Source organism: Actinocorallia sp. A-T 12471, from assembly GCF_033875155.1.
Classification (GTDB): Bacteria; Actinomycetota; Actinomycetes; order Streptosporangiales; family Streptosporangiaceae; genus Actinocorallia.
This window is the reverse complement of sequence record NZ_JAWZTE010000010.1, coordinates 193,973-212,779: the sequence shown is the minus strand read 5'-3', so window position 1 is coordinate 212,779 and position 18,807 is coordinate 193,973. Positions and strand designations below refer to the sequence as shown.

20 protein-coding genes and 1 riboswitch are annotated in these 18,807 nt (G+C 71.8%); of the genes, 8 read left to right on the top strand and 12 right to left on the bottom strand.

Features of this window, described 5'->3' with window-relative positions; genetic code table 11:
* Window positions 1–220: 220 nt before the first annotated feature.
* A complete protein-coding gene (locus R9X44_RS25590) occupies window positions 221–1,177 on the bottom strand; it encodes a DUF5954 family protein (RefSeq protein ID WP_319816817.1) in 957 nt (318 codons plus the stop codon).
* A gap of 126 nt (window positions 1,178–1,303) precedes the next feature.
* Complete coding sequence (aroF, locus tag R9X44_RS25585; RefSeq protein ID WP_319816816.1) at window positions 1,304–2,347, bottom strand: 3-deoxy-7-phosphoheptulonate synthase; 1,044 nt, start codon at window positions 2,345–2,347, stop codon at window positions 1,304–1,306.
* Between the two features lie 265 nt (window positions 2,348–2,612).
* Between aroF and R9X44_RS25580 the strand changes: the two genes are divergently transcribed.
* Both R9X44_RS25580 and R9X44_RS25575 read left to right on the top strand, forming a co-directional pair.
* Window positions 2,613–3,197, top strand: coding sequence for a molybdopterin-dependent oxidoreductase (locus tag R9X44_RS25580; protein WP_319816815.1), 585 nt, complete (start codon window positions 2,613–2,615; stop codon window positions 3,195–3,197).
* A gap of 55 nt (window positions 3,198–3,252) precedes the next feature.
* A complete protein-coding gene (locus tag R9X44_RS25575) occupies window positions 3,253–4,044 on the top strand; it encodes a LytTR family DNA-binding domain-containing protein (RefSeq protein ID WP_319816814.1) in 792 nt (263 codons plus the stop codon).
* A 376-nt stretch (window positions 4,045–4,420) separates the two neighbouring features.
* Here R9X44_RS25575 and R9X44_RS25570 read toward each other — a convergent pair whose 3' ends face one another.
* The 5 genes from R9X44_RS25570 to thiO all read right to left on the bottom strand — a co-directional run bounded on the left by R9X44_RS25570 (window position 4,421) and on the right by thiO (window position 9,605).
* The gene (locus R9X44_RS25570) at window positions 4,421–5,269 is read right to left on the bottom strand and encodes a deoxyribonuclease IV (RefSeq protein WP_319816813.1); all 849 of its coding nucleotides are present in this window, start codon (window positions 5,267–5,269) and stop codon (window positions 4,421–4,423) included.
* A gap of 49 nt (window positions 5,270–5,318) precedes the next feature.
* Window positions 5,319–7,418 (bottom strand): protein kinase domain-containing protein, encoded by a 2,100-nt coding sequence (locus R9X44_RS25565; RefSeq protein ID WP_319816812.1) that lies wholly within the window; start codon window positions 7,416–7,418, stop codon window positions 5,319–5,321.
* A 77-nt stretch (window positions 7,419–7,495) separates the two neighbouring features.
* Window positions 7,496–8,296 (bottom strand): thiazole synthase, encoded by an 801-nt coding sequence (locus R9X44_RS25560; protein WP_413774985.1) that lies wholly within the window; start codon window positions 8,294–8,296, stop codon window positions 7,496–7,498.
* A gap of 2 nt (window positions 8,297–8,298) precedes the next feature.
* Window positions 8,299–8,514, bottom strand: a complete 216-nt coding sequence (gene thiS, locus R9X44_RS25555; protein ID WP_319816811.1) for a sulfur carrier protein ThiS — start codon at window positions 8,512–8,514, stop codon at window positions 8,299–8,301.
* Window positions 8,511–9,605, bottom strand: a complete 1,095-nt coding sequence (thiO, locus tag R9X44_RS25550; protein ID WP_319816915.1) for a glycine oxidase ThiO — start codon at window positions 9,603–9,605, stop codon at window positions 8,511–8,513. The genes thiS and thiO overlap by 4 nt, the downstream gene beginning before the upstream one ends.
* Window positions 9,605–9,713: riboswitch (TPP riboswitch) on the bottom strand. Its footprint overlaps the gene before it by 1 nt.
* 138 nt (window positions 9,714–9,851) lie before the next feature.
* On the opposite strand from thiO, the gene R9X44_RS25545 reads away from it, so the two are divergent.
* The 5 genes from R9X44_RS25545 to R9X44_RS25525 all read left to right on the top strand — a co-directional run bounded on the left by R9X44_RS25545 (window position 9,852) and on the right by R9X44_RS25525 (window position 13,308).
* Complete coding sequence (locus R9X44_RS25545) at window positions 9,852–11,045, top strand: NAD(P)/FAD-dependent oxidoreductase (RefSeq protein ID WP_319816810.1); 1,194 nt, start codon at window positions 9,852–9,854, stop codon at window positions 11,043–11,045.
* Between the two features lie 27 nt (window positions 11,046–11,072).
* The gene (locus R9X44_RS25540; RefSeq protein ID WP_319816809.1) at window positions 11,073–11,450 is read left to right on the top strand and encodes an Rv2175c family DNA-binding protein; all 378 of its coding nucleotides are present in this window, start codon (window positions 11,073–11,075) and stop codon (window positions 11,448–11,450) included.
* 1 nt (window position 11,451) lies between these two features.
* A complete protein-coding gene (gene thiE, locus R9X44_RS25535; protein ID WP_319816808.1) occupies window positions 11,452–12,123 on the top strand; it encodes a thiamine phosphate synthase in 672 nt (223 codons plus the stop codon).
* 10 nt (window positions 12,124–12,133) lie between these two features.
* Window positions 12,134–12,265, top strand: a complete 132-nt coding sequence (locus R9X44_RS25530) for a hypothetical protein (RefSeq protein WP_319816807.1) — start codon at window positions 12,134–12,136, stop codon at window positions 12,263–12,265.
* Between the two features lie 119 nt (window positions 12,266–12,384).
* Complete coding sequence (locus R9X44_RS25525) at window positions 12,385–13,308, top strand: serine/threonine-protein kinase (RefSeq protein ID WP_319816806.1); 924 nt, start codon at window positions 12,385–12,387, stop codon at window positions 13,306–13,308.
* Window position 13,309: 1 nt separating this feature from the next.
* On the opposite strand, the gene R9X44_RS25520 is transcribed toward R9X44_RS25525, so the two are convergent.
* The 3 genes from R9X44_RS25520 to R9X44_RS25510 all read right to left on the bottom strand — a co-directional run bounded on the left by R9X44_RS25520 (window position 13,310) and on the right by R9X44_RS25510 (window position 16,697).
* Window positions 13,310–14,239, bottom strand: a complete 930-nt coding sequence (locus tag R9X44_RS25520; RefSeq protein ID WP_319816805.1) for a HEAT repeat domain-containing protein — start codon at window positions 14,237–14,239, stop codon at window positions 13,310–13,312.
* An 89-nt stretch (window positions 14,240–14,328) separates the two neighbouring features.
* On the bottom strand, window positions 14,329–15,519 hold the full coding sequence (locus R9X44_RS25515; RefSeq protein ID WP_319816804.1) for a thiolase C-terminal domain-containing protein: 1,191 nt from the start codon (window positions 15,517–15,519) through the stop codon (window positions 14,329–14,331).
* Window positions 15,520–15,644: 125 nt separating this feature from the next.
* Window positions 15,645–16,697: a polyprenyl synthetase family protein gene (locus tag R9X44_RS25510; protein ID WP_319816803.1), complete on the bottom strand. Its 1,053-nt coding sequence runs from the start codon at window positions 16,695–16,697 to the stop codon at window positions 15,645–15,647.
* Window positions 16,698–16,826: 129 nt separating this feature from the next.
* On the opposite strand from R9X44_RS25510, the gene metF reads away from it, so the two are divergent.
* A complete protein-coding gene (gene metF / locus R9X44_RS25505) occupies window positions 16,827–17,735 on the top strand; it encodes a methylenetetrahydrofolate reductase [NAD(P)H] (protein ID WP_319816802.1) in 909 nt (302 codons plus the stop codon).
* A 3-nt stretch (window positions 17,736–17,738) separates the two neighbouring features.
* Here metF and R9X44_RS25500 read toward each other — a convergent pair whose 3' ends face one another.
* Window positions 17,739–18,329: a GNAT family N-acetyltransferase gene (locus tag R9X44_RS25500; protein WP_319816801.1), complete on the bottom strand. Its 591-nt coding sequence runs from the start codon at window positions 18,327–18,329 to the stop codon at window positions 17,739–17,741.
* Window positions 18,330–18,363: 34 nt separating this feature from the next.
* Entirely contained in the window at window positions 18,364–18,579 is a 216-nt protein-coding gene (locus tag R9X44_RS25495) for a hypothetical protein (protein ID WP_319816800.1), read from the bottom strand.
* Between the last annotated feature and the right edge of the window lie 228 nt (window positions 18,580–18,807).

Here is an 18,807-nt window from a genome sequence, read left to right as displayed (position 1 = left end):
CTTCCCTACGGTCCCTTTGGGACTGCGGGGAGGTGTTGCGCCGGGTGGCGTGTGGCTGAGGTTTTGCGGAGCGCCGTTAGGCGCGGCGCGTCACGTGATCGGGCGCCCTGGGCTGCCCCGGAGGCCCCCAGGGCCGGAGGGGCAGCCCAGGTTAGCGAAGCGCCCGATCACAGCCCGCCCGTAGGCCCCCCAGGGCCGGAGGGCGGGCCAGCAAACACAGCTATTCGATGATGCCGTCGGCGCGGAGGCGCATTGCCATGATTTCGATGGGGGGGTCGGGGTCGAAGTCTGAGGTTCTGGGCATTTCTGGGCCGGTTTGGCCGAAGCGGGCGATTTTTTCGAGGCGGACTACGCGGAAGCGGCGGCCGGCCACGGCGATTTCGTCGAGGCGGGCTGAGGTGAGGAGGGCTGCGGCTTCCTCGTAGGCGCGGCGGGTCGCGGCGTCGGGGCGCTCGACGGCGGGGATGACCTGCTGGAGGTATTCGGCGAGGGCTTCGCGCGCCAGGTGGGGGGTGGTGCAGGCGGCCGTCGCCGAGCGCCAGCCGTCGTTCAGGAACTCCGCGACGGAGAAGGCGGCGGCCATCGGGACCGGGATCGGGTGGGTGTCGAGGGCGCGTTGGGCGTCGGCCAGGGCGTCGCCCTCGAACAGGCCGGGACGGGCGGCGAGGTCGGCGAACTCGGTCGCGAGGGCGACGCGGTCGGGGGTGTGCGGGCCGTCGGGCGTCAGGAGTTCGAGGGGACGCGGGCGCGGCCTGCGGAACTTCGGGTCGGGGTCGGTCGGACGCGGGCCTTCGGGGGCCGTGGCGTTCATCCGCAGGAGCTGTTCGACGCGGATCACCCGGAACGGGCGGCCCGCCACCGTCAGCTCGTCGTGCCGCTGCCAGTCGAGCCGCCGCGCCGCCGCCTGGTAGGGCTCGGGGTCGGGCGCGCGCTGCGCCTCCTGACGGAGCTGCGTGGCGAGGTCGTCGCGCGCGCACTGCGGCGTCGCCTCGCCCATGCTGCGCACCCGCCACCCCGCCGCGACGCGCTCGGCGACCCCGAACATCGGCCCCGCGGGCACGAGCACCGGGTAGACGGTCCGGGCCCGCGCCGCGTCGGCGGCGGCAAGCGCCCGCACCGGATCGCCCGACATCAGCTCGCGCAGCCCCTGCTCGGCCGCCTCGTCCTCAAAGGCCATGCCCCCATCGTTCCGTCGCCCGCACTTTTTCGCAGCATGTTGGCGCAATGTCCGGTAAATTGCCCGCCTCCCCGCGCCACACCGCCCCAGGCCACGACGGCCCGGGACGGCGGTGGGCGGTAGGACTCAGGCCGCCGGCGCGGGCTCCGGGGCCGGGGTCAGCGCCCGCCCGACGATCGGGGGAAGGGCCTTGACGAGTTCGGTCAGCTCCGCGAGGTCGTCGTGGATGAGCGCCTGCGGCCCGTCGCACAGCGCGGTCTCCGGGTGCGGGTGGACGTCGATGATGACGCCGTCGGCCCCGACGGCGATGGCCGCGCGGGTCAGCGGAAGGACGAGGTCACGGCGTCCCCCCGAGTGCGACGGGTCCACGATCACCGGCAGGTGCGACAGCCGCTGCGCGACCGGGACGGCCGAGATGTCCAGCGTGTTCCGGGTCGCCTTCTCGAAGGTCCGGATGCCGCGCTCGCACAGCACGACGTCGAGGTTGCCGCGCTGCGCGACGTACTCGGCCGACATCAGCCACTCCTCGATGGTCCCGCTCATCCCGCGCTTGATCATGACGGGCTTGCCCGCGTCGCCGACGGCCTGGAGCAGCGCGAAGTTCTGCGTGTTGCGCGTGCCGATCTGCAACATGTCGGCGTATTCCGCGACGAGCTCGACATCACGCGCGTCGACCACCTCGGTGACGATCGGCATGCCGGTCTCGGCGCGCACGTCCGCGAGAATCCGCAGCCCGGCCTCGCCGAGCCCCTGGAAGGCGTACGGGGAGGTGCGCGGCTTGAACGCGCCGCCGCGCAGCAGTGACGCCCCCGCCGACTTGGCCATGAGCGCGCCCTTGAGGGTCTGCTCGGGCGTCTCCACCGCGCACGGGCCCGCGATCAGCGTCATGGTGCCGGGGCCGATCGGCACGCCGCCGACCCGCACGACCGACCGCTCGGCGTGGTTCTCCCGGCTGACCAGCTTGTAGGGCGCGGAGATCCGCACGACGTCGCTGACGCCGCGCTGCCCGCGCAGGTTCAGCGTGCCGAACCGCTCGACGTCGCCGACGAGGCCGACGATGGTCCGGCTGACGCCGCGGCTCACGAACGCCTCGCCGCCCGCCGCGCCGACCAGCGCGACGACGTTGTCGATGTCGGACTCGGTGGCCTCGGGGGCCATCACGACGACCATGGGGTTCTCCTCGGAAGATCGGGTCAGGGTGTGCGGGCAAGCAAAAAGCCCCGGGCCTGTGCAAGGCCCGGGGCTTGGAGAGGTCGTTTCGCGTCAGCGCAGCTTTCGGCTGACGAGCGACCCGGTGCCAGACCCGGGCTCGTCATACCAAAAGTAAAAGCGGACGCCGCGCATGGGCATCAGCGTAGACCATGATCGCGGGTGCTCGGAACAGCGGGGGCTGGGGGACGGCCGGGGCCCGAGGGGTGGCAGACTGGGCCGGAAGATGACCTCCCCAGAGAAATCACTGCCGCCGGGGCAGTATGTGCCCCGGGGATTCCCGGTGCTGCACTACGGTCCGGTACCGCGTTTCCGCCCAGAACGCTGGGACTTCCGCGTCTACGGGCCCACCGCCGACGGCTCGGAGGGCCGGTGGGACTGGACGGAGTTCCAGAAGCTCCCCAGGACCGGCGTCGTCGCGGACTTCCACTGCGTCACCAAGTTCACGATCCCCGACAACCTCTGGGAGGGCGTGACGGGGCGCACGCTGACGGAGCTCGTCCCCCCGCACCCCGACGTCACGCACGTCATGCTGTGGGCGGAGTACGGCTACAGCGCGAACATCCGCATCGAGGACCTGACGGCCGAGGGCACGGTCTTCGCCACGCACCACAACGGCGAGGAGATCACGCCCGACCACGGGTTCCCGGTCCGGGCGGTGGTGCCGCACCTGTACGCGTGGAAGAGCGTGAAGTGGTCGCGCGGGTTCGAGTACCTGATCGGCAACCAGCGCGGGTTCTGGGAGGAGCGCGGGTACCACAACACCGCCGATCCGTGGCGGGAGCAGCGGTACTCCTACCAGGAGGACTGATAGTCACTCGGCGGAAGTGATTGCGCGCGCCGCGTGAGGGCGGCATGGTCCTGGCATGTCCTCAGCGTCTCCATCGCACCCGCCATCACTTGATCCCGCCCCTCTGCGCGTCCTTGCGGTGGACGACGAGCTGCCCGCCCTCGAGGAGCTGGTACACCTGCTGCGGGCCGACCCGAGGGTGGAGCGGGTCACCGGCGCGGGCGACCCGGCCGAGGCGCTGCGCGGGCTCGGCCGGATGATGGCTGCGGGGGAGCGCCTCGACGCGGTCTTCCTGGACGTGCGTATGCCGGGCCTCGACGGGCTCGACTTCACCCGTCTGCTGTCGGGCTTCGCCGAGCCGCCCGCCGTGGTGTTCGTGACCGCGCATGACGACTGCGCCGTCACCGCTTTCGAGCTCGGCGCGCTCGACTATCTGCTGAAGCCGGTCCGCCAGCGGCGGCTGGCCGAGGCCGTCGGACGGGTCCAGCGGGCCGCGCGCCGGGAGCGGACCGTCCCGGACGACGAGTTGATCCCGGTCGAGCTCGGCGGGCGGACCCGGCTGGTGAGCAGGTCGGCGGTCACGCACGTGGAGGCGCACGGCGACTATGTCCGCCTGCACACCGAGGGCGGCGAGCACCTTGTGCGGATTCCGCTGGCGGCGCTCGCGCGGCGCTGGGCGGACGCGGGCTTCGTCCGGATTCACCGCAGCACGCTGGTCGCCGCGGCGCACATCACCGAGCTGTGCTTCGACGGGGGCAGGGCGGCGGTCCGGGTCGGCGAGACGCTGCTTCCGGTGAGCCGCAGGCACACCCGCGAGGTCAGGGATCTGCTCGTGCGCGGCTTCAAGGGCGGCCCCGAGACCCGCTGACCCTCCCGCCGACGGGTCCGCCGACGGGAGAAACGGCGACCCTCGACCGTTCGTCGCGGAAAATCAACCGCTCAACCCGTAACTACGCTACGTATATCGCCGACTACATACCGTTGGTCGCGCGAGGTCCCCCAGGGCCTGCGGAAGATCCGGCCGACCCGTAATGTTCTCTTCAGCAAGACGATTCTGGAGGTCCTTCCCGGGGCCGGTCTGACTCCGGGTGAGGACCACAGCCGCCGCCTCCCGTACCGGGGGGGTGGGAGACGGCGGTGCAGGCTCAGGCGCTGAGCGGACAGTCGGGGGGTTGTCCGTCTCAGCGCCTGAGTGTTTTCCGGCCCCGCCGCGAGGCGGGGCCGGAAAACGTGAACTCTGCCCCTCAGCCCCGCAGGCGCTTGAGGGTGTCGATGTCGGTCTTGTGGGGTTCGGCGGAGCGGCCGGGGGTCTCGATGATGAACGGGACGCCGGCGGCCGCGGGGTGGCGGAAGAGCGCGGCGAAGGGGCCTTCGCCGATGTGGCCCTGGCCGATGTTCTCGTGGCGGTCCTTCTTCGAGCCGCAGACGTCCTTGGAATCGTTGGCGTGCACCAGCTTCAGGCGGCCCTCGCCGACCGTCGCGACGAGCTCGTCGAGCGTCTTGGCGACGCCGTTGTCGGCGGCGAGGTCGTGGCCCGCGGCGAAGACATGGCAGGTGTCGAGGCAGACGCCGAGCTTGGGGTGGTGGTCGAGCGCGTCGAAGTACGGGCCGAGCTGGTCGACCGTCGCGCACAGCATCGCGCCCTGCCCGGCCATGGGCTCGAGCAGCAGGTCGGGGGCGTCGTCCGGCAGCGCGTCGAGCAGCGGGAGCACATGCTCGCGCACCTGCGCCAGGGCCTGCTCGCGGGTCTGGGTGACGGCCGAGCCGGTGTGCACCACGACCCCGCGCGCGCCGATCTGGTGGCCGCGCGCCAGCGCGTGCGCCACCGAGGAGACCGACTTCTCCAGCGTCTCCTCGCTGGGCGAGCCGAAGTTCACAAGATAGGGCGCGTGTACGAACACCGGGAGCGGGCTCTCGCGCAGCTTGGCGTCCTCGGCCGGCTTGCCCACCGCCTGCGCCCAGCCGCGCGGGTTGCTCACGAAGACCTGGACGGCCTCCGCCCCGATCTCGGCGGCGTACTTCAGTCCCCCGGTGCCCAGGCCACCGGCCACCGGCACGTGCGCCCCGATGGGGCTGCTCAGCTGCTCACTCATGGTCCACCCAGGGTAGGGGACCGGTCTGACAGAACCGGCCCCCGCGCGCCTAGTGGGTGATCGTGATCGTCGTGCCCTGCGGGACGCGCTCGCCGCCGCCCGGCGACATGGAGATCACCCGTCCCGAGTTGAGCGTGCCGTTGAACGCGACGTGGAAGCCGCGCCGCTCGAGCTCGGCCTTGGCCTCCTCGATCGGCTTGCCGAACAGGTGCGGGACGAGCATGTTGCCGTTGGCGTCGGGCTGGTCGTCCTTGCAGAGCGGGTTGATCCGCTCGAAGAAGCAGTCGTTGTGCTTGTTGACGCCGAGCGTGACCGTTGATCCGGGGGCCAGGAGGGTGCCCGCCTTGGGGTCCTGCCACAGGATCGTGCCGTTGGGCTTGTTCGGGTCGTTCTGCTCCTGCTGGTTGACCGTGAGGTTGCCGTCGAGCTTGCCCTTGATCGAGTCGAGCTGGGCGTAGGCGTCGGTGGTGGCGTCGCCGACGAGGTCGGGCATGGCGAGGCCGCTGGAGATGAACAGGGTCAGCGTCTCGTCGGGGGAGAGCATCTGCCCGGCCTTGGGGTCGGTCCCGGCGGCCATGCCCTCGGGCTGGCTCGACGGCCTGTCCTCGACCTCGAGCTTGGTGAACCCCTTCAGCTTGTCGCGCGCCTCGTCCTGCGACATGCCCGCTACGTCCGGGATCTTCAGCGGGGTGAGGCCCTTGGACATCGTCAGCACGACCTTCGAGCCGGGCTGGATCTTCGCGCCCTCGCCCGGCACGACCTCTGCGACCGTGCCCTTGGGGGCGCGGTCGGAGAAGACCTTCTCGTCGGCGATCTCGTACGGGATGCCCTCGGAGCTGAGCCGCTGGGTCGCCTCCTTCTGCGACACCCCGATCAGTTTCGGGACATGGTCATACTTGCCGGACACCTGGTACCAGACCGCCCAGCCGAGCACCATCGAGGCGATGATCCCGAGGGTCAGCAGCACAAAACGGCCGGTGACGAAGTGCATGATCCGGTCGAGGAGCAGCACGTCGTCCTCGCCGGGCGGCTCCTCGCCGCGCGGCAGGACCGCGGTGTGGTTCGGGCCGCCGGGCAGGACCGACGTGCGGTTGTTCGGGTGCGCGTCGGGGCCCGCCTGGTGCAGGACGGACGTCGCGCCCTCGGGGCCGCCTCCTGGCAGGCTGCTGTGCGGCGGGTTCGTGTGCGGGCCGCTGTTGTAGGGGCCGGGGTAGCCGGGCGGCGGGATCGTCTGCGGCCCTGACGGACGCGGCCGCGCGTGCTCGCCCGAGTGGCGCATCGGCGGGCCCGGCGCGCCGGGCGCGGGCAGCGGGAGGTTCGGGTCGGCGAGCAGCGCGTAGAAGTGGCCGGCGTCCATCGGCCGCCCTGCCGGGTCCTTGCTCGTGACCGACATGACCAGCGCGTCGATGCGCGGCGGGATGTCCGGGACGAGTTGGGACGGCAGCGGGATCGGGTCGTTGACGTGCGCGTAGGCGACGGCCAGAGGGGTGTCGCCCTGGTGCGGCTGGCGTCCGGTGAGCAGCTCGAACAGCAGGATGCCCGCGGCGTAGACGTCCGAGCGCGCGTCGGCGCGGCCGTCGATCACCTGCTCGGGGGCCATGTAGGCGACCGTGCCGATGATCATGCCGGTCTTGGTCTGCTTGCTGTCGGTCTCGGCGCGGGCGAGGCCGAAGTCGGCCACCTTCACCTGGCCGTCGCGGGTCAGCAGGACGTTCTCCGGCTTCACGTCGCGGTGGATCAGCCCGCCCCGGTGCGCGGCCCCGAGCGCGGAGAGGATCGGGGCCATGATGCCGAGGGCGTCGCGGACGGGCAGGCGGCCCCGCTCGTCGAGCAGGTCGCGCAGGGTCCGGCCCGGCAGGTACTCCATGGTGAGGTAGGTGTGCGCGCCGTCGGTGCCCTGGTCGTAGACCGCGACCACGTTGGGGTGCGACAGCGCGGCGGCCGCCTTGGCCTCGCCCATGAACCGCCGGACGAACTGCTCGTCTTGCGCGAGGTGCGCGTGCATCACCTTGACGGCCACGACACGGTCGAGCTTGGTGTCGCGGCCTACGTAGACCGTGGCCATCCCGCCCTTGGCCACCTTCGACTCGATGCGGTAACGCTCGTCGAGTACCCGCCCGACGAGAGGATCCACAGTGGTCGCGTCCATCCGGGCAGTCTACGGGCGAATCGGACCCCGTCCCATCGCTCTGCGGGACTACCTTTTCGTCCGTTCTGGAACCGTGATCATGAATTGTCCTCTTTGATATTGGCCGTCCCGGAGAGGTCGGCGAGACCGTCGAACGCCGACGACGCCTGGGCCAGATGACGCCGGGGGATCCGGCCCGCAAGCCGCGCCGCGCGGCCCGCCTCGACCGCGTGCCGCATCGCCGTCGCCATCAGCGCGGGCTTGCGCGCGCGGGTGACGGCGGTGGCCAGCAGCACCGCGTCACAGCCGAGCTCCATCGCCAGCGCGGCGTCGCTCGCGGTGCCGATCCCCGCGTCGAGCACCACCGGGACCCCGGCCCGCGCGACGATCAGCTCGATGTTGTGCGGGTTGCGGATGCCGAGGCCCGAGCCGATCGGCGCGCCGAGCGGCATGACGGCCACGCACCCGGCCTGCTCGAGGCGCTGGGCGAGGACGGGGTCGTCGTTGGTGTACGGGAGCACCTTGAAGCCGTCGGCGACGAGGCGCTCTGCGGCGTCGAGCAGCTCCACCGGGTCGGGCAGGAGGGTGTGCTCGTCGGCGATGACCTCGAGCTTCACCCAGTCGGTGCCCAGCGCCTCGCGGGCCAGCCGCGCGGTGAGGACGGCCTCGCCGGAGGTGAAACATCCCGCGGTGTTCGGCAGGACCCGGATGCCGTGCTTGTCGAGCAGTTCCAGCACCGAGCCCTTCATGGCGGGATCGACCCTGCGCATCGCCACGGTCGTCAGCTCGGTGCCCGAGGCCAGCAGCGCCTCCTCCAGCGCGTGCATGCTCGGGGCCCCGCCCGTGCCCATGATGAGCCGTGAGCCGAGCTTCTCCCCGGCGATCTCCAACGCGTCCACTGTCAGCCTCCCTGGACCGCGGTGATGATCTCCACCCGGTCGCCCTCGTTCACCCGCGTCGCCGGCCACGCCGCGCGCCGCACCACCTCGTCGTTCACCGCGACGGCGATGCCGCGGCCGCTCTCCGCCGCGCCCGCCCCCGCCACGTCGGCGACGACCTCGGCGACCGTCACGTCGGCCGCGAGGTCGCGGGGGTCGCCGTTCACATGCACTCTCATCGGGTCTCCACGGGGCTGAAACGCGCCGCGGTGAACGGGCGGGCCACCTCGGGGAGGTCGCCGCCCGCGAGCACCCCGGCGAGGGCGTCGGCGGTGAGCGGGGCGAGCAGGACGCCGTTGCGGTAGTGCCCGGTCGCGTACAGCAGGCCCGCGGTCCCCGACGGGCCGAGGATCGGGGCGTTGTCCGGCGATCCGGGCCGGAACGACGCCTTCACCTCGGCGAACTCGAGCTCGGTGACGCCGGGGAAGAGCGCGCGGGCGTCGCGCAGCAGCTCCCACAGGCCGCCCGCGGTGACGCGGCCGTCGAAGCCGAGCTCCTCCTGGGTCGCGCCGACGACGAGCTCGCCGTCCGGGCGCGGCACGAGGTACATCGAGAACCCCTGGACGAGCCCGCGCGTGGCCCGGGTCAGGAACGGGTGCGGCGACCGCAGCCGGATGATCTGGCCCTTCACCGGCCGCACCGGCAGGTCGCTCAGCCCGCCCGACCAGCTCCCGGCCGCCAGGACGACCTGGTCGGCTTCGAGCACCTCGCCGCTCTCCAGCCTGACGCCCTTGGCCCGCCCGTCCTCGATGACGATCTCGCGCGCGCGCTCACGGACGATGGGTATGTCGGCGCACGCCTTCCGTAGGGCGGCGACCACCTTGCGCGGGTCCACGCTGCCGTCGTCCGGGGCGAGGATGCCGCCGCGCACGGACGGCGCGAGCATGGGCTCAAGCTTGCGGCACTCCCTGCCGGTGAGGAGTTCGGTGCGCAGGCCGAGGGAAGCCTGGAACTCGTGCTGCTCGCGTAGGAAGGCGAGGTCGTCGCCGTCGTAGGCGACCGACAGATTGCCCTCGCGCTGGTAGCCGACGTCTATGCCGGTCAGCTCCGCGAGCTCGGCCGCGAACGCCGGGTAGCGGTCGCGCGAGTCGATGCCGAGCATCAGGTGGTCTTCCTCGCCGTACTGCAGCTCGCCTACGGGCGTGAGCATCCCCGCCGCGACATGGCTCGCGCCCGACCCCGGCGCGGGGTCCACGAGGGTGACGGGCAGGCCCCGCTGCGCCGTCCGCCAGGCGACGCCGAGTCCGACGATCCCGGCCCCGATGATCACGATCAAGCGCGTCCGCTCCCTTCGCCGGCATGATCCGGATCAGGTTCCTACGGTCGGGAGCCGCGCGCTCCCCTCTCAGCCCCCGCGGGGGCTCCCGTGCCTTCCGACACAGCGTATGCCCTGAGCAGGAATCATGAGTTATCGGGCATCCCTGTACGGAACGTCATTCTCGGTTGCGGCTAAGGTGGCGGGACCTTGCCGTCATCCGGCCCTCGGGCCGGTGTGTGGGTGTCGTGGAGGGCTTGCATGGAACGTGTCATCGTCGTCGGCGGAGGGCTCGCCGGGGTACGCGCCGTGGAGGCGCTGCGGGCCAGGGAGTACACGGGCGCGCTCACCCTCGTCTGCGCGGAGGGGGTGCTTCCTTACGACCGTCCGCCGCTGTCCAAGGCCGTCCTCACCGGCGACAGCGACGACACCACCGTGGATGCCGCCTGGGACGCGCTCGACTGCGACGTGCGCTTCGGCGTCACCGCGACCGGCCTGCGCGCCGAGGAGCGGGTGCTGGAGACGACGGACGGTGACCTGCCGTATGACGGGCTCGTGATCGCCGTCGGAGCCGACCCGATCAGGCTGCCCGGGCCGGGTGCCCAGCACGTCGTCAGGACCATGAAGGACGCGCTTGAGCTGCGTCCGCTGCTGGTGTCGGGCGCGCGTGTGGTCGTCGTCGGGGCCGGGTGGATCGGGGCTGAGGTCGCGACGAGCGCGGCCAAGCTCGGCTGCCGGGTGACCGTCCTCGAGGCCGCCGAGACCCCTGTGGCCGTCGCCCTCGGGACGCAGCTGGGCGCGCTTACCGAGCCCTGGTACGCCGAGGCGGGGGTGGAGCTGCGCTGCGGCGTCAAGGTCGCCTCGATCGAGGACGGCGGGGTCGCCCTGGTCGGCGGCGAGTTCCTTGACGCCGACGCCGTCGTCGTCGGGATCGGGGTGCGGCCGTCGCTCGGCTGGGTCGGCGACGCGCTCGAGCTCGACGCGCGGCTCGGCGGGATCGTCGTGGACGGCGCGATGCGCACGTCGCGGCCGGAGATCGTCGCGGTCGGGGACTGCGCCGCGTGGTGGTCGGGCAGGTACGGGCGGCGGGTCAGGGTCGAGCACTGGGACGTCGCGCTCAACGCGCCGGAGGTCGCGGTCGCCGCCCTGCTCGGTGACGCCGACGCCGTCTACGACGAGCCGCCCTACTTCTGGTCCGAGCAGTTCGGGCGGATGGTCCAGTTCGCCGGGTACCACGAGGGCACGGAGCGGATGATCTACCGGGGCGACCCCTCGGAGCGCAAATGGGCCGTGTGCTGGGTGACCGGCGACCGTCTCGACGCGATCCTCACCGTGGACAAACCGCGCGATCTCGTCCAGGCCCGGCGGATCATCGGCCAGGGCGTCGCGGTCGACGTCGCGAAGCTGGCGGATCCGGCCGTAGCCATCCGAAACGCCGTCCGGACGGTTTCATAGCCGCCGCCGGATGGTAGACACGGAACCGTGACGAAGACGCACGTTGACATTGATCCCGAACTCGACTCCCTCGTGGGGGAATGGCACACCCTGACCGGCGCCGCCGCCCTGTTCGGCCTCCCGGCCGGACGGGTGAAGCAGTGGGTGAAGGAGGGCAAGCTCCTCGCCGCCTACCGGTCGGTCGGAGGCGGCCCGCAGGTACCCGCCGCGTTCTTCGAGGACGGCGAGATCATCAAGGGCCTCCCCGGCACCCTGACCCTGCTCGGCGACGCCGGCTTCGACGACGTCGAGGCGCTGCGGTGGCTGTTCACGCCCGACGAGACCCTGCCCGGCAGCCCCGTGCAGGCGCTCCGGGAGAACCGGGGCACCGAGGTCCGCCGCCGCGCCCAGGCCCTGGCCTTCTGAGGTGGTCCCGAGCGAGAAGGCGGTGGCCCTGCGCGCGCGGCTGGCCACCGCCCGGCTGTACCTGTGCGTAGACACCCGCGCCAAGCAGGGCGACCTACCCGAGTTCCTTGACGCCGTGCTCTCGGGCGGCGTGGACATCGTCCAGCTACGGGAGAAGGGGATCGAGGCCAAGCAGGAGCTCGAGGCCCTCGAGGTGTTCCGCGACGCCTGTGCGCGGCATGGGGCGCTGCTCGCGGTGAACGACAGGGCCGACGTGGCCTTCGCCGCCGGAGCCGACATCCTGCACCTCGGACAAGACGACCTTCCCGTACCGCTCGCGCGCAGGATCGTCGGACAGGACATGCTGATCGGGCGGTCCACCCACGCGGTCGAGCAGGTCGCGGCGGCCGAGCGGGAGGAGGGCGTCGACTACTTCGCGGTCGGGCCCGTCTGGCCGACGGCCACCAAACCCGGCCGCGCGGCGGCGGGGGCCGAGCCCGTACGGGCGGCCGCCTCGGCGCGGCGTCCCTGGTTCGCGATCGGCGGGATCGACGCGGGCAACCTCGCGGAGGTCCAGGAGATGGGCGCGCGGCGGATCGTCGTCGTCCGCGCCCTCACCGAGGCCCCCGACCCGCACAAGGCGGCCCGCGCCCTGGCCGCCGCCCTCGACGCCCGGGGGCTTGAGGCCGAATAGCATGGACGCCATGAACCCCGAAGACGCCTCCCCGCTCCTGCCCGACCTCACGAGCGACGAACGGGCCGAGGGCTGGGGCGACTGGCGCGAGGACGAGGGCAACGACCGACGCCTGCGGGAAGACGTACCCCCGCACTGGTGACGACTAGAGGCGGCCGGACGCAATGAGCGTTCGGCCGCTGTGTCTATTCCGGGCCTGTTGAGGGCCGGGGTTTGGTATAAATCGGCACTCTGGACCCGTCCCCCGTGAGGTCGCCGCCCGTGTCGTTGCAGCATGAGGTTCCGCTTCGTCCTGAGGATCCGCGCAGGATCGGGCCTTATGCGCTTTCCGGACGGTTGGGGGAGGGCGGGCAGGGGGTCGTCTACCTCGGCAGGGACCGGGAGGGGCGGGCCGTGGCCGTCAAGGTGCTGAAGGGCGGGCCCGTGGCGTCGCCCAAGGCGCGCGGCAGGTTCATCAAGGAGGCGGGCGCGGCGAGCCGGGTGGAAGCACCGCAGGTCGCCAGGGTGCTCGACGCCAAGGTGACGGCCGAGCGGCCCTACATCGTCAGCGAGTACGTGCGCGGCAGGACCCTGCAGGACGAGGTCGCAGAGGCCGGTCCGCTCAAGGGCCCCGAACTGCACAAGATCGCGCTGCGCACCGCCGTCGGGCTCGCCGCGATCCACCGGGCGCAGGTCGTGCACCGCGACCTCAAGCCGAGCAACGTGGTGCTCGGGCCGCGCGGCGCGAAGGTCATCGACTTCGGGGTGGCGCGGCTGCTGGACGGCCGCACCCCGCAGACCAACCACCCGGTGGGCACCCCGGCGTACATGTCGCCGGAGCAGGTCGAGGATCTGCACGTCGGGCCCGAGTCCGACGTGTTCGCCTGGGGTTCGACGGTCGTCTACGCCGCCACCGGACGGCCGCCGTTCGGCACCGGCCCGACCGGCGCGGTGATGCGCCGGATCACCGACCGCGAACCCGACCTGGGAGCCCTGCGCGGCGGGCTACGCGGACTTGTAGCGCGCTGTCTGGACAAGGAACCCGCGGCCCGGCCGACCGCCGCCGAGATCGTCAGGTTCCTGCGGGCCGAGGCGCGTCCCAAGGCCAAGGCCGCGCCCAAGCGGGTGCCCCGCTACCGCTCCCGGATGATCATCGCGCTGGTGATCGTCTCGGTGCTGGGGTTCACCTGCGGGGTGCTGATCTAGCTCACCAGCGGCCCATCGCGCGCAGCGCGTTGTGCAGGCGGGCTTCGCGGGTCCGGCGGTCCCCGGGGTCGAGGGAGGGCCATCCGGCCGTCCTGAGGGATCTGAGGGCCTTGCGGAGGTCCTTGCGCAGCGGGCGGGGCAGGTCGTCGGCGAGGAACGCGGCGGCGGTGACGAACGCGGCGTGGACGTCGGGGGCGGACAACTCATGACGGAGCAGGTCGAACGCCTGGGGGTCGCCGTTGCGGATCAGGCGTTCGGCGGCCGCCGCGCGCAGTTCGGGGTCGGCGGAGCCGAGCAGGGGCGTCAGGGCGGCGTCGGCGCTGAGGCCGTCCTCGTCCCAGCGGACCATGAGGCGCGCCGCGTGCCGTCGGACGGCGGGGTCGTCGGCCCCCAGGAGGGCGGTGAGCTCGTGCGTCAGGCGGGACAGCGGCAGCGTGACGGGGTCGCCCTCCCAGTCGCCCAGCGAGCCGATCAGGGCCGCGGCGGCGAGCCTGACGTCGGGGTCGCTGTGCGCGACGAGCGGCCGCGCGGCCTCCAGCATCGCGGCGGCCAGGGCGTTGGCGCCGACCGCGTCCATGACGTCGAAGGCGAGCTGGACGATCAGCGGATCGGGATGCCGGAACAGCGCCAGCGCGTGCCGCGCGCCCTCGGGGGTGCCGATGTCCTCGTAGATCTCCAGCGCGGCCCCCAGGACGCCCGGGTGCAGCCGGTCTCCGGTGGCGATCATCTCGCGCAACGCGGCCTCGGCCCATGCCTGCTCGTCCGGCACCCACGGGTAGACGTCGGCGAGCGCGGCCAGCGCGCGCCGGGCCGTCAGGGGGTCGGCCGTGCGCGCGACCTCGACGAGCCAGGCCGTCGGCTTTCCGCCGAACTCCCCGACGAACTCGTCCCACACGTCGGTCCCGGCGTCCGGCAACAGCTCGACCCGCATCCCCCGCCCCACTTTCCCCAGAAGCTCCCGTTCCGGGAAGTAGGACGCCTCCTGACCCGGCAAGGTTCGGCCGGGTCAGGAGGCTGTTCTCAGCGCGCTGGGCGGTAGACGGCCACCGCGCAGGCGCTTCCGAGGCCGATGTTGTGCTGGAGGGCGACGCGCGCGCCCTCGACCTGGCGTGCGCCCGCCTGACCGCGCAGCTGCCAGGTGAGCTCGGCGCACTGGGCGATGCCGGTCGCGCCGAGCGGGTGGCCCTTGGAGATCAGGCCGCCGGAGGGGTTGACCACCCACCTGCCGCCGTAGGTCGTGGCCTCGGCTTCGACGAGCTTGTGCGCCTCGCCTACCGGGGCCATGCCGAGGGCCTCGTAGCTGATCAGCTCATTGGCGCTGAAGCAGTCGTGCAGCTCGATCACGTCGACGTCCTCGATCGTGATCCCCGCCTCGTCCATCGCCTTGGCCGCCGCGCGCTGGGAGCAGCCGAAGCCGACGGCCTGGATTGACGACTTCTCCGCGAAGCTGTCGACGGTGTCGGTCGCGATGTGCTGGCCCGCGATCTCGACGGCCTGGTCCCACAGGTCGTGCTCGGTGAGGAACCTCTCGCTGACGACGATCGCGGCGGCCGCGCCGTCGGAGGTGGGGGAGCACTGCAGCTTGGTCAGCGGGTTGAAGATCATCGGCGCGTCCTTCACCTGGTCCAGGGTGTACTCGTCCTGGAACTGGGCGTAAGGGTTGTTCACCGAGTGCTTGTGGTTCTTCCACCCGATCCACGCGTAGTGCTCGGGCGTGGAGCCGTACCGCTCCATGTGCTCGCGCCCGGCGTTGCCGAACATCTGCGGCATCGGCGCTGCGGCCTCCCAGCCGCCCCTGCCCTCGACCATCGCCCTCAGGTGGTGGTCGACGATGGTGACCTTGGACGAGCCCATGCCCGCGCCGAGCGAGCCCTTCTCCATCTTCTCCATGCCGAAGGCCAGGACGCAGTCGGCGAGGCCGCCCCGGACGGCGTTACGGGCGAGGAAGAGGGCGGAAGAGCCCGTCGCGCAGGCGTTGGAGACCGTCATGACCGGGAGGCCGGTCATGCCCACCTCGTAGAGGGCGCGCTGGCCCATGGAGCCGTAAGCCGAGCCCGCGTACGCCTGCTCGATCTGCTCGTAAGACAGCCCGGCGTCTTCCAGCGCCTTCCCGACGGCCTCCTTGGCCATGTCGGGGTACTCCCAGTCCTTCGACCCGGGCTTCTCGAACTTGGTCATTCCGACGCCTACGACGAACGCGCGACCCGCCATGCCGTCTCCTCCTCGGGTGAGATCCGGGCCCGAGCATAACTTGTCGGCTAGCGCTTACTTGGTTTCGGGGGCGTCGGGCGGGAACGCCGAAGGCCCCGCCTAGGCGGGGCCTTCAGGGAAGTCGGTCAGACGCGGCGCGCGGTGGCCGCGACAGCCAGGTCGGTGAGGGCGGCGCGGGCCTCGTCGGTGATGTCGAGCTCGGCCAGCGCGCGGTGGGCGTCGGCGGCGAAACCGTCGATCATCTTCTCGCAGCCCGCGAGCGCGCCCGTCTCGGTGAGGATGCCGCGCAGCTCCGCGACGCCGTCGAGATCGAGGTCAGGGTCGCCGAGGCGGCGGTTCAGGGTGTCGCGCTGGGCGGCGGTCGCCTTCTCCATCGCCAGGGCGATCAGTACCGTCCGCTTGCCTTCGCGCAGGTCGTCCCCTGCGGGCTTGCCCGTCTCGGCCGGGTCGCCGAAGACGCCCAGGACGTCGTCGCGCAGCTGGAAGGCCGCGCCGAGGGGGAGGCCGTAAGCCGACAGGCCGTCCAGGTGGGCCTCATCCGCGCCCGCCATGGCCGCGCCCAGGTGAAGCGGCCTCTCGATGGTGTACTTGGCGGACTTGTAGCGCACCACCCTGAGGGCGCTGTCTACGTCGCCGGTACCCCTGGCCTGCTCCAGCATGTCCAGGTACTGCCCGCACATGACCTCGGTGCGCATGATGTCGTAGATCGGACGGCCGGGCGCGAGCGACGCCTCCGGCAGTCCGGACGCCTCGTACATCTCGGTCGACCAGGCGAGGGTGACGTCGCCGAGCAGGATCGCCGCACCCGTCCCGAAGGACTCCGCCGAGCCGGGCCAGCCCTCGCGGCCGTGCATCGCCTCGAACCTGCGGTGGACCGACGGCTGGCCGCGCCGGGTGTCGCTGCCGTCCATGACGTCGTCGTGGATCAGCGCGCTGGCCTGCAGCAGCTCGAGGGACGCGGCCGCGGCGAAGACCTCGGGGCCGTCCGCGCCGCCCGCGCCGCGCCAGCCCCAGTAGCAGAACGCCGGACGCAGCCGCTTGCCGCCCGACAGCAGGGAGTCGAGCGCCGAGAGCATCGGCTCGAGGTCCTCGGTGATCGCCAGGAGGACGGGACGCTGCCGGTCGACGAAGGCGTAAAGGGCCTCGTCGACCTCTTTGCGGACGCGGCTGGAGGTCATGCGCCTCAGCCTAATGGCGGCAGGTTCTATTTATGCTGTTTTGTGGTATCTGCTGTATCTCTGTTCTTGTTGGGCCTCCTGCCTTGCCAGGACCACCCGTCTCACCATGTGGATCGGTACCCTGCTCCCATGACGTCAGCGCGCCCCACAATCCGCGAACTCCTTTCGATGGGTGAGACGACCTTCTCCTTCGAGTTCCTCCCCCCGAAGACCGAGCAGGGCCTGATCAACCTGTGGCGCGCCGTCCGCGAGGTTGAGGCGCTGCACCCCGCGTTCGTGTCCGTCACCTACGGGGCCGGGGGCAGCTCCCGCGACACCACGGTCGGCATCGTCGAGCGGATCGTCGCCGACACCACCCTCACCCCCGTCGCGCACTTCACCGCCGTCAACCACTCGATGGCCGAGCTGCGCAACCTCGTCGGACGGTTCGCGTCGGTGGGCGTCAACAACATCCTCGCCCTGCGCGGCGACCCCCCCGGCAACCCCATGGGCGAGTGGATCAAGCACCCCGACGGCGTCGAATACGCGGGGGAACTCGTGGAGTTGATCCGGGAATGGGGTGACTTCTGCGTCGGCGTCGCGGCGTTCCCCTACAAGCACCCGCGCTCGCCCGACATCGAGACCGACACCCGCAGGTTCGTCGAGAAGTGCCGCGCGGGGGCCGACTACGCGATCACCCAGATGTTCTTCCGCGCCGAGGACTACTTCAGGCTGCGCGACCGCGTCGCCGCCGCGGGCTGCGACATCCCCATCCTGCCGGGGATCATGCCGGTCACCCAGCTGAGCACGATCGACAGGTCCGAGCAGCTGTCCGGCGCGCCCTTCCCCGCCGACCTCGCCGAGCGCTTCCGCGCGTACGGCGACGACGCCGAAGCCGTCCGCGACTTCGGCGTCGAACACTGCGCCGAGCTGTGCCAGGAGCTCCTCGACGGAGGCGCGCCGGGCATCCACTTCATCACCATGAACCGGTCGACCGCGACGCGCGAGGTGTTCGGGCTGCTCGGCGCGTCAGCCGCGCGGGCCGGCGCCGTCGTGTGACCGTCAGCGGCGCGCGCCGGCCTCGACCCGTACCAGGGGCAGGCGCGCGCCCATCACCGCGTACGGCGGGCCGCCCCCGGGGAACTCGAACTCGCTCAGCAGGTCGTGGAAGCCGACCGACCGGTACAGGTGCTTGGCGGGGGTCTCAGGGCGGCGGTCCAACGTCGACAGGACCACGGTGCGCTCCCTACGGCCCGCGCAGAGCGTCGTAAGGAGAGTGCGGCCAAGTCCCCGGCCCTGGTACTCCGGACGCACGTGCAGCTCAGCGACCTCGTAGGCGTCGCTCAGCCAGCTCGCCGCGTGCTCGTACCCTGCCCGCTCGCGCAACTCGTCGTCGACGACGTCGTGCCACCACTGCCCGGACGCGCCGTGGAAGCCGTACGCGAACGCCACGGGGCTCGCGCCGAACACTTTGCGCTGCTCCACCACAAGCGCCCGGAAACCCGGATAAGTCGCGTGCTTCAGCATGATCGTCTGACGGCCCGGCAGCTGCGCCGGAGGCGGGTCCATCGCCGCCACATAAACCTCGAGCAGCCCGCCGAGCACCCGGCGGAACGTCTTCGCGTCGATCTCACGCAGCGTCGGCTCCCTCACCCGTCCGACCCTATTGCCGCCCCCGTCCACCGGGTCAACCGGTGGCGATGGTGCGGGGCGTCGCGCCGACCCTGTCGTAGATCGACCACAGGATCGTGTCGGCGGCGTTCTGCAGCTTGCGGCGCGTCGCCGTCAGCTCCTCGCCCCACGCCCGCGCCTCCGGCCCGAGCCACGCGTCGGTCGCCGTGAACGTCCGATGCGGCGCGTTCATCGACTCCCGCAACGCATCAACACTCCCGTACGCAGCCACATAATGCTGATAAATCTCCCGATAAGCCGGATTCGGCACAGTCCCCGGCGGCGCCTCCCCCGGCCCATAAGGCAACGGCACAGTCCCCGGCGCCGGCGGCGCAGACGGCATCCCCATCAGTAACCCCACCTCCCTCTCACCAACCCACCCAACCCCCCGCCCCCCACGCACAACCCACGACCCAGCCCCATCCGTCCCGTGGGCACACGGCCCCGCCGCCCACGGCCC

Excerpts from the sequence above, each read along its gene's own strand:
- R9X44_RS25590 (WP_319816817.1), bottom strand. The coding sequence starts at position 1,177 with ATGGCCTTTGAGGACGAGGCGGCCGAGCAGGGGCTGCGCGAGCTGATG.
- aroF (WP_319816816.1), bottom strand. The coding sequence starts at position 2,347 with ATGGTCGTCGTGATGGCCCCCGAGGCCACCGAGTCCGACATCGACAAC.
- R9X44_RS25580 (WP_319816815.1), top strand. The coding sequence starts at position 2,613 with ATGACCTCCCCAGAGAAATCACTGCCGCCGGGGCAGTATGTGCCCCGG.
- R9X44_RS25575 (WP_319816814.1), top strand. The coding sequence starts at position 3,253 with ATGTCCTCAGCGTCTCCATCGCACCCGCCATCACTTGATCCCGCCCCT.
- R9X44_RS25570 (WP_319816813.1), bottom strand. The coding sequence starts at position 5,269 with ATGAGTGAGCAGCTGAGCAGCCCCATCGGGGCGCACGTGCCGGTGGCC.
- R9X44_RS25565 (WP_319816812.1), bottom strand. The coding sequence starts at position 7,418 with ATGGACGCGACCACTGTGGATCCTCTCGTCGGGCGGGTACTCGACGAG.
- thiS (WP_319816811.1), bottom strand. The coding sequence starts at position 8,514 with ATGAGAGTGCATGTGAACGGCGACCCCCGCGACCTCGCGGCCGACGTG.
- R9X44_RS25545 (WP_319816810.1), top strand. The coding sequence starts at position 9,852 with ATGGAACGTGTCATCGTCGTCGGCGGAGGGCTCGCCGGGGTACGCGCC.
- R9X44_RS25530 (WP_319816807.1), top strand. The coding sequence starts at position 12,134 with ATGAACCCCGAAGACGCCTCCCCGCTCCTGCCCGACCTCACGAGCGAC.
- R9X44_RS25520 (WP_319816805.1), bottom strand. The coding sequence starts at position 14,239 with ATGCGGGTCGAGCTGTTGCCGGACGCCGGGACCGACGTGTGGGACGAG.
- R9X44_RS25515 (WP_319816804.1), bottom strand. The coding sequence starts at position 15,519 with ATGGCGGGTCGCGCGTTCGTCGTAGGCGTCGGAATGACCAAGTTCGAG.
- R9X44_RS25510 (WP_319816803.1), bottom strand. The coding sequence starts at position 16,697 with ATGACCTCCAGCCGCGTCCGCAAAGAGGTCGACGAGGCCCTTTACGCC.
- metF (WP_319816802.1), top strand. The coding sequence starts at position 16,827 with ATGACGTCAGCGCGCCCCACAATCCGCGAACTCCTTTCGATGGGTGAG.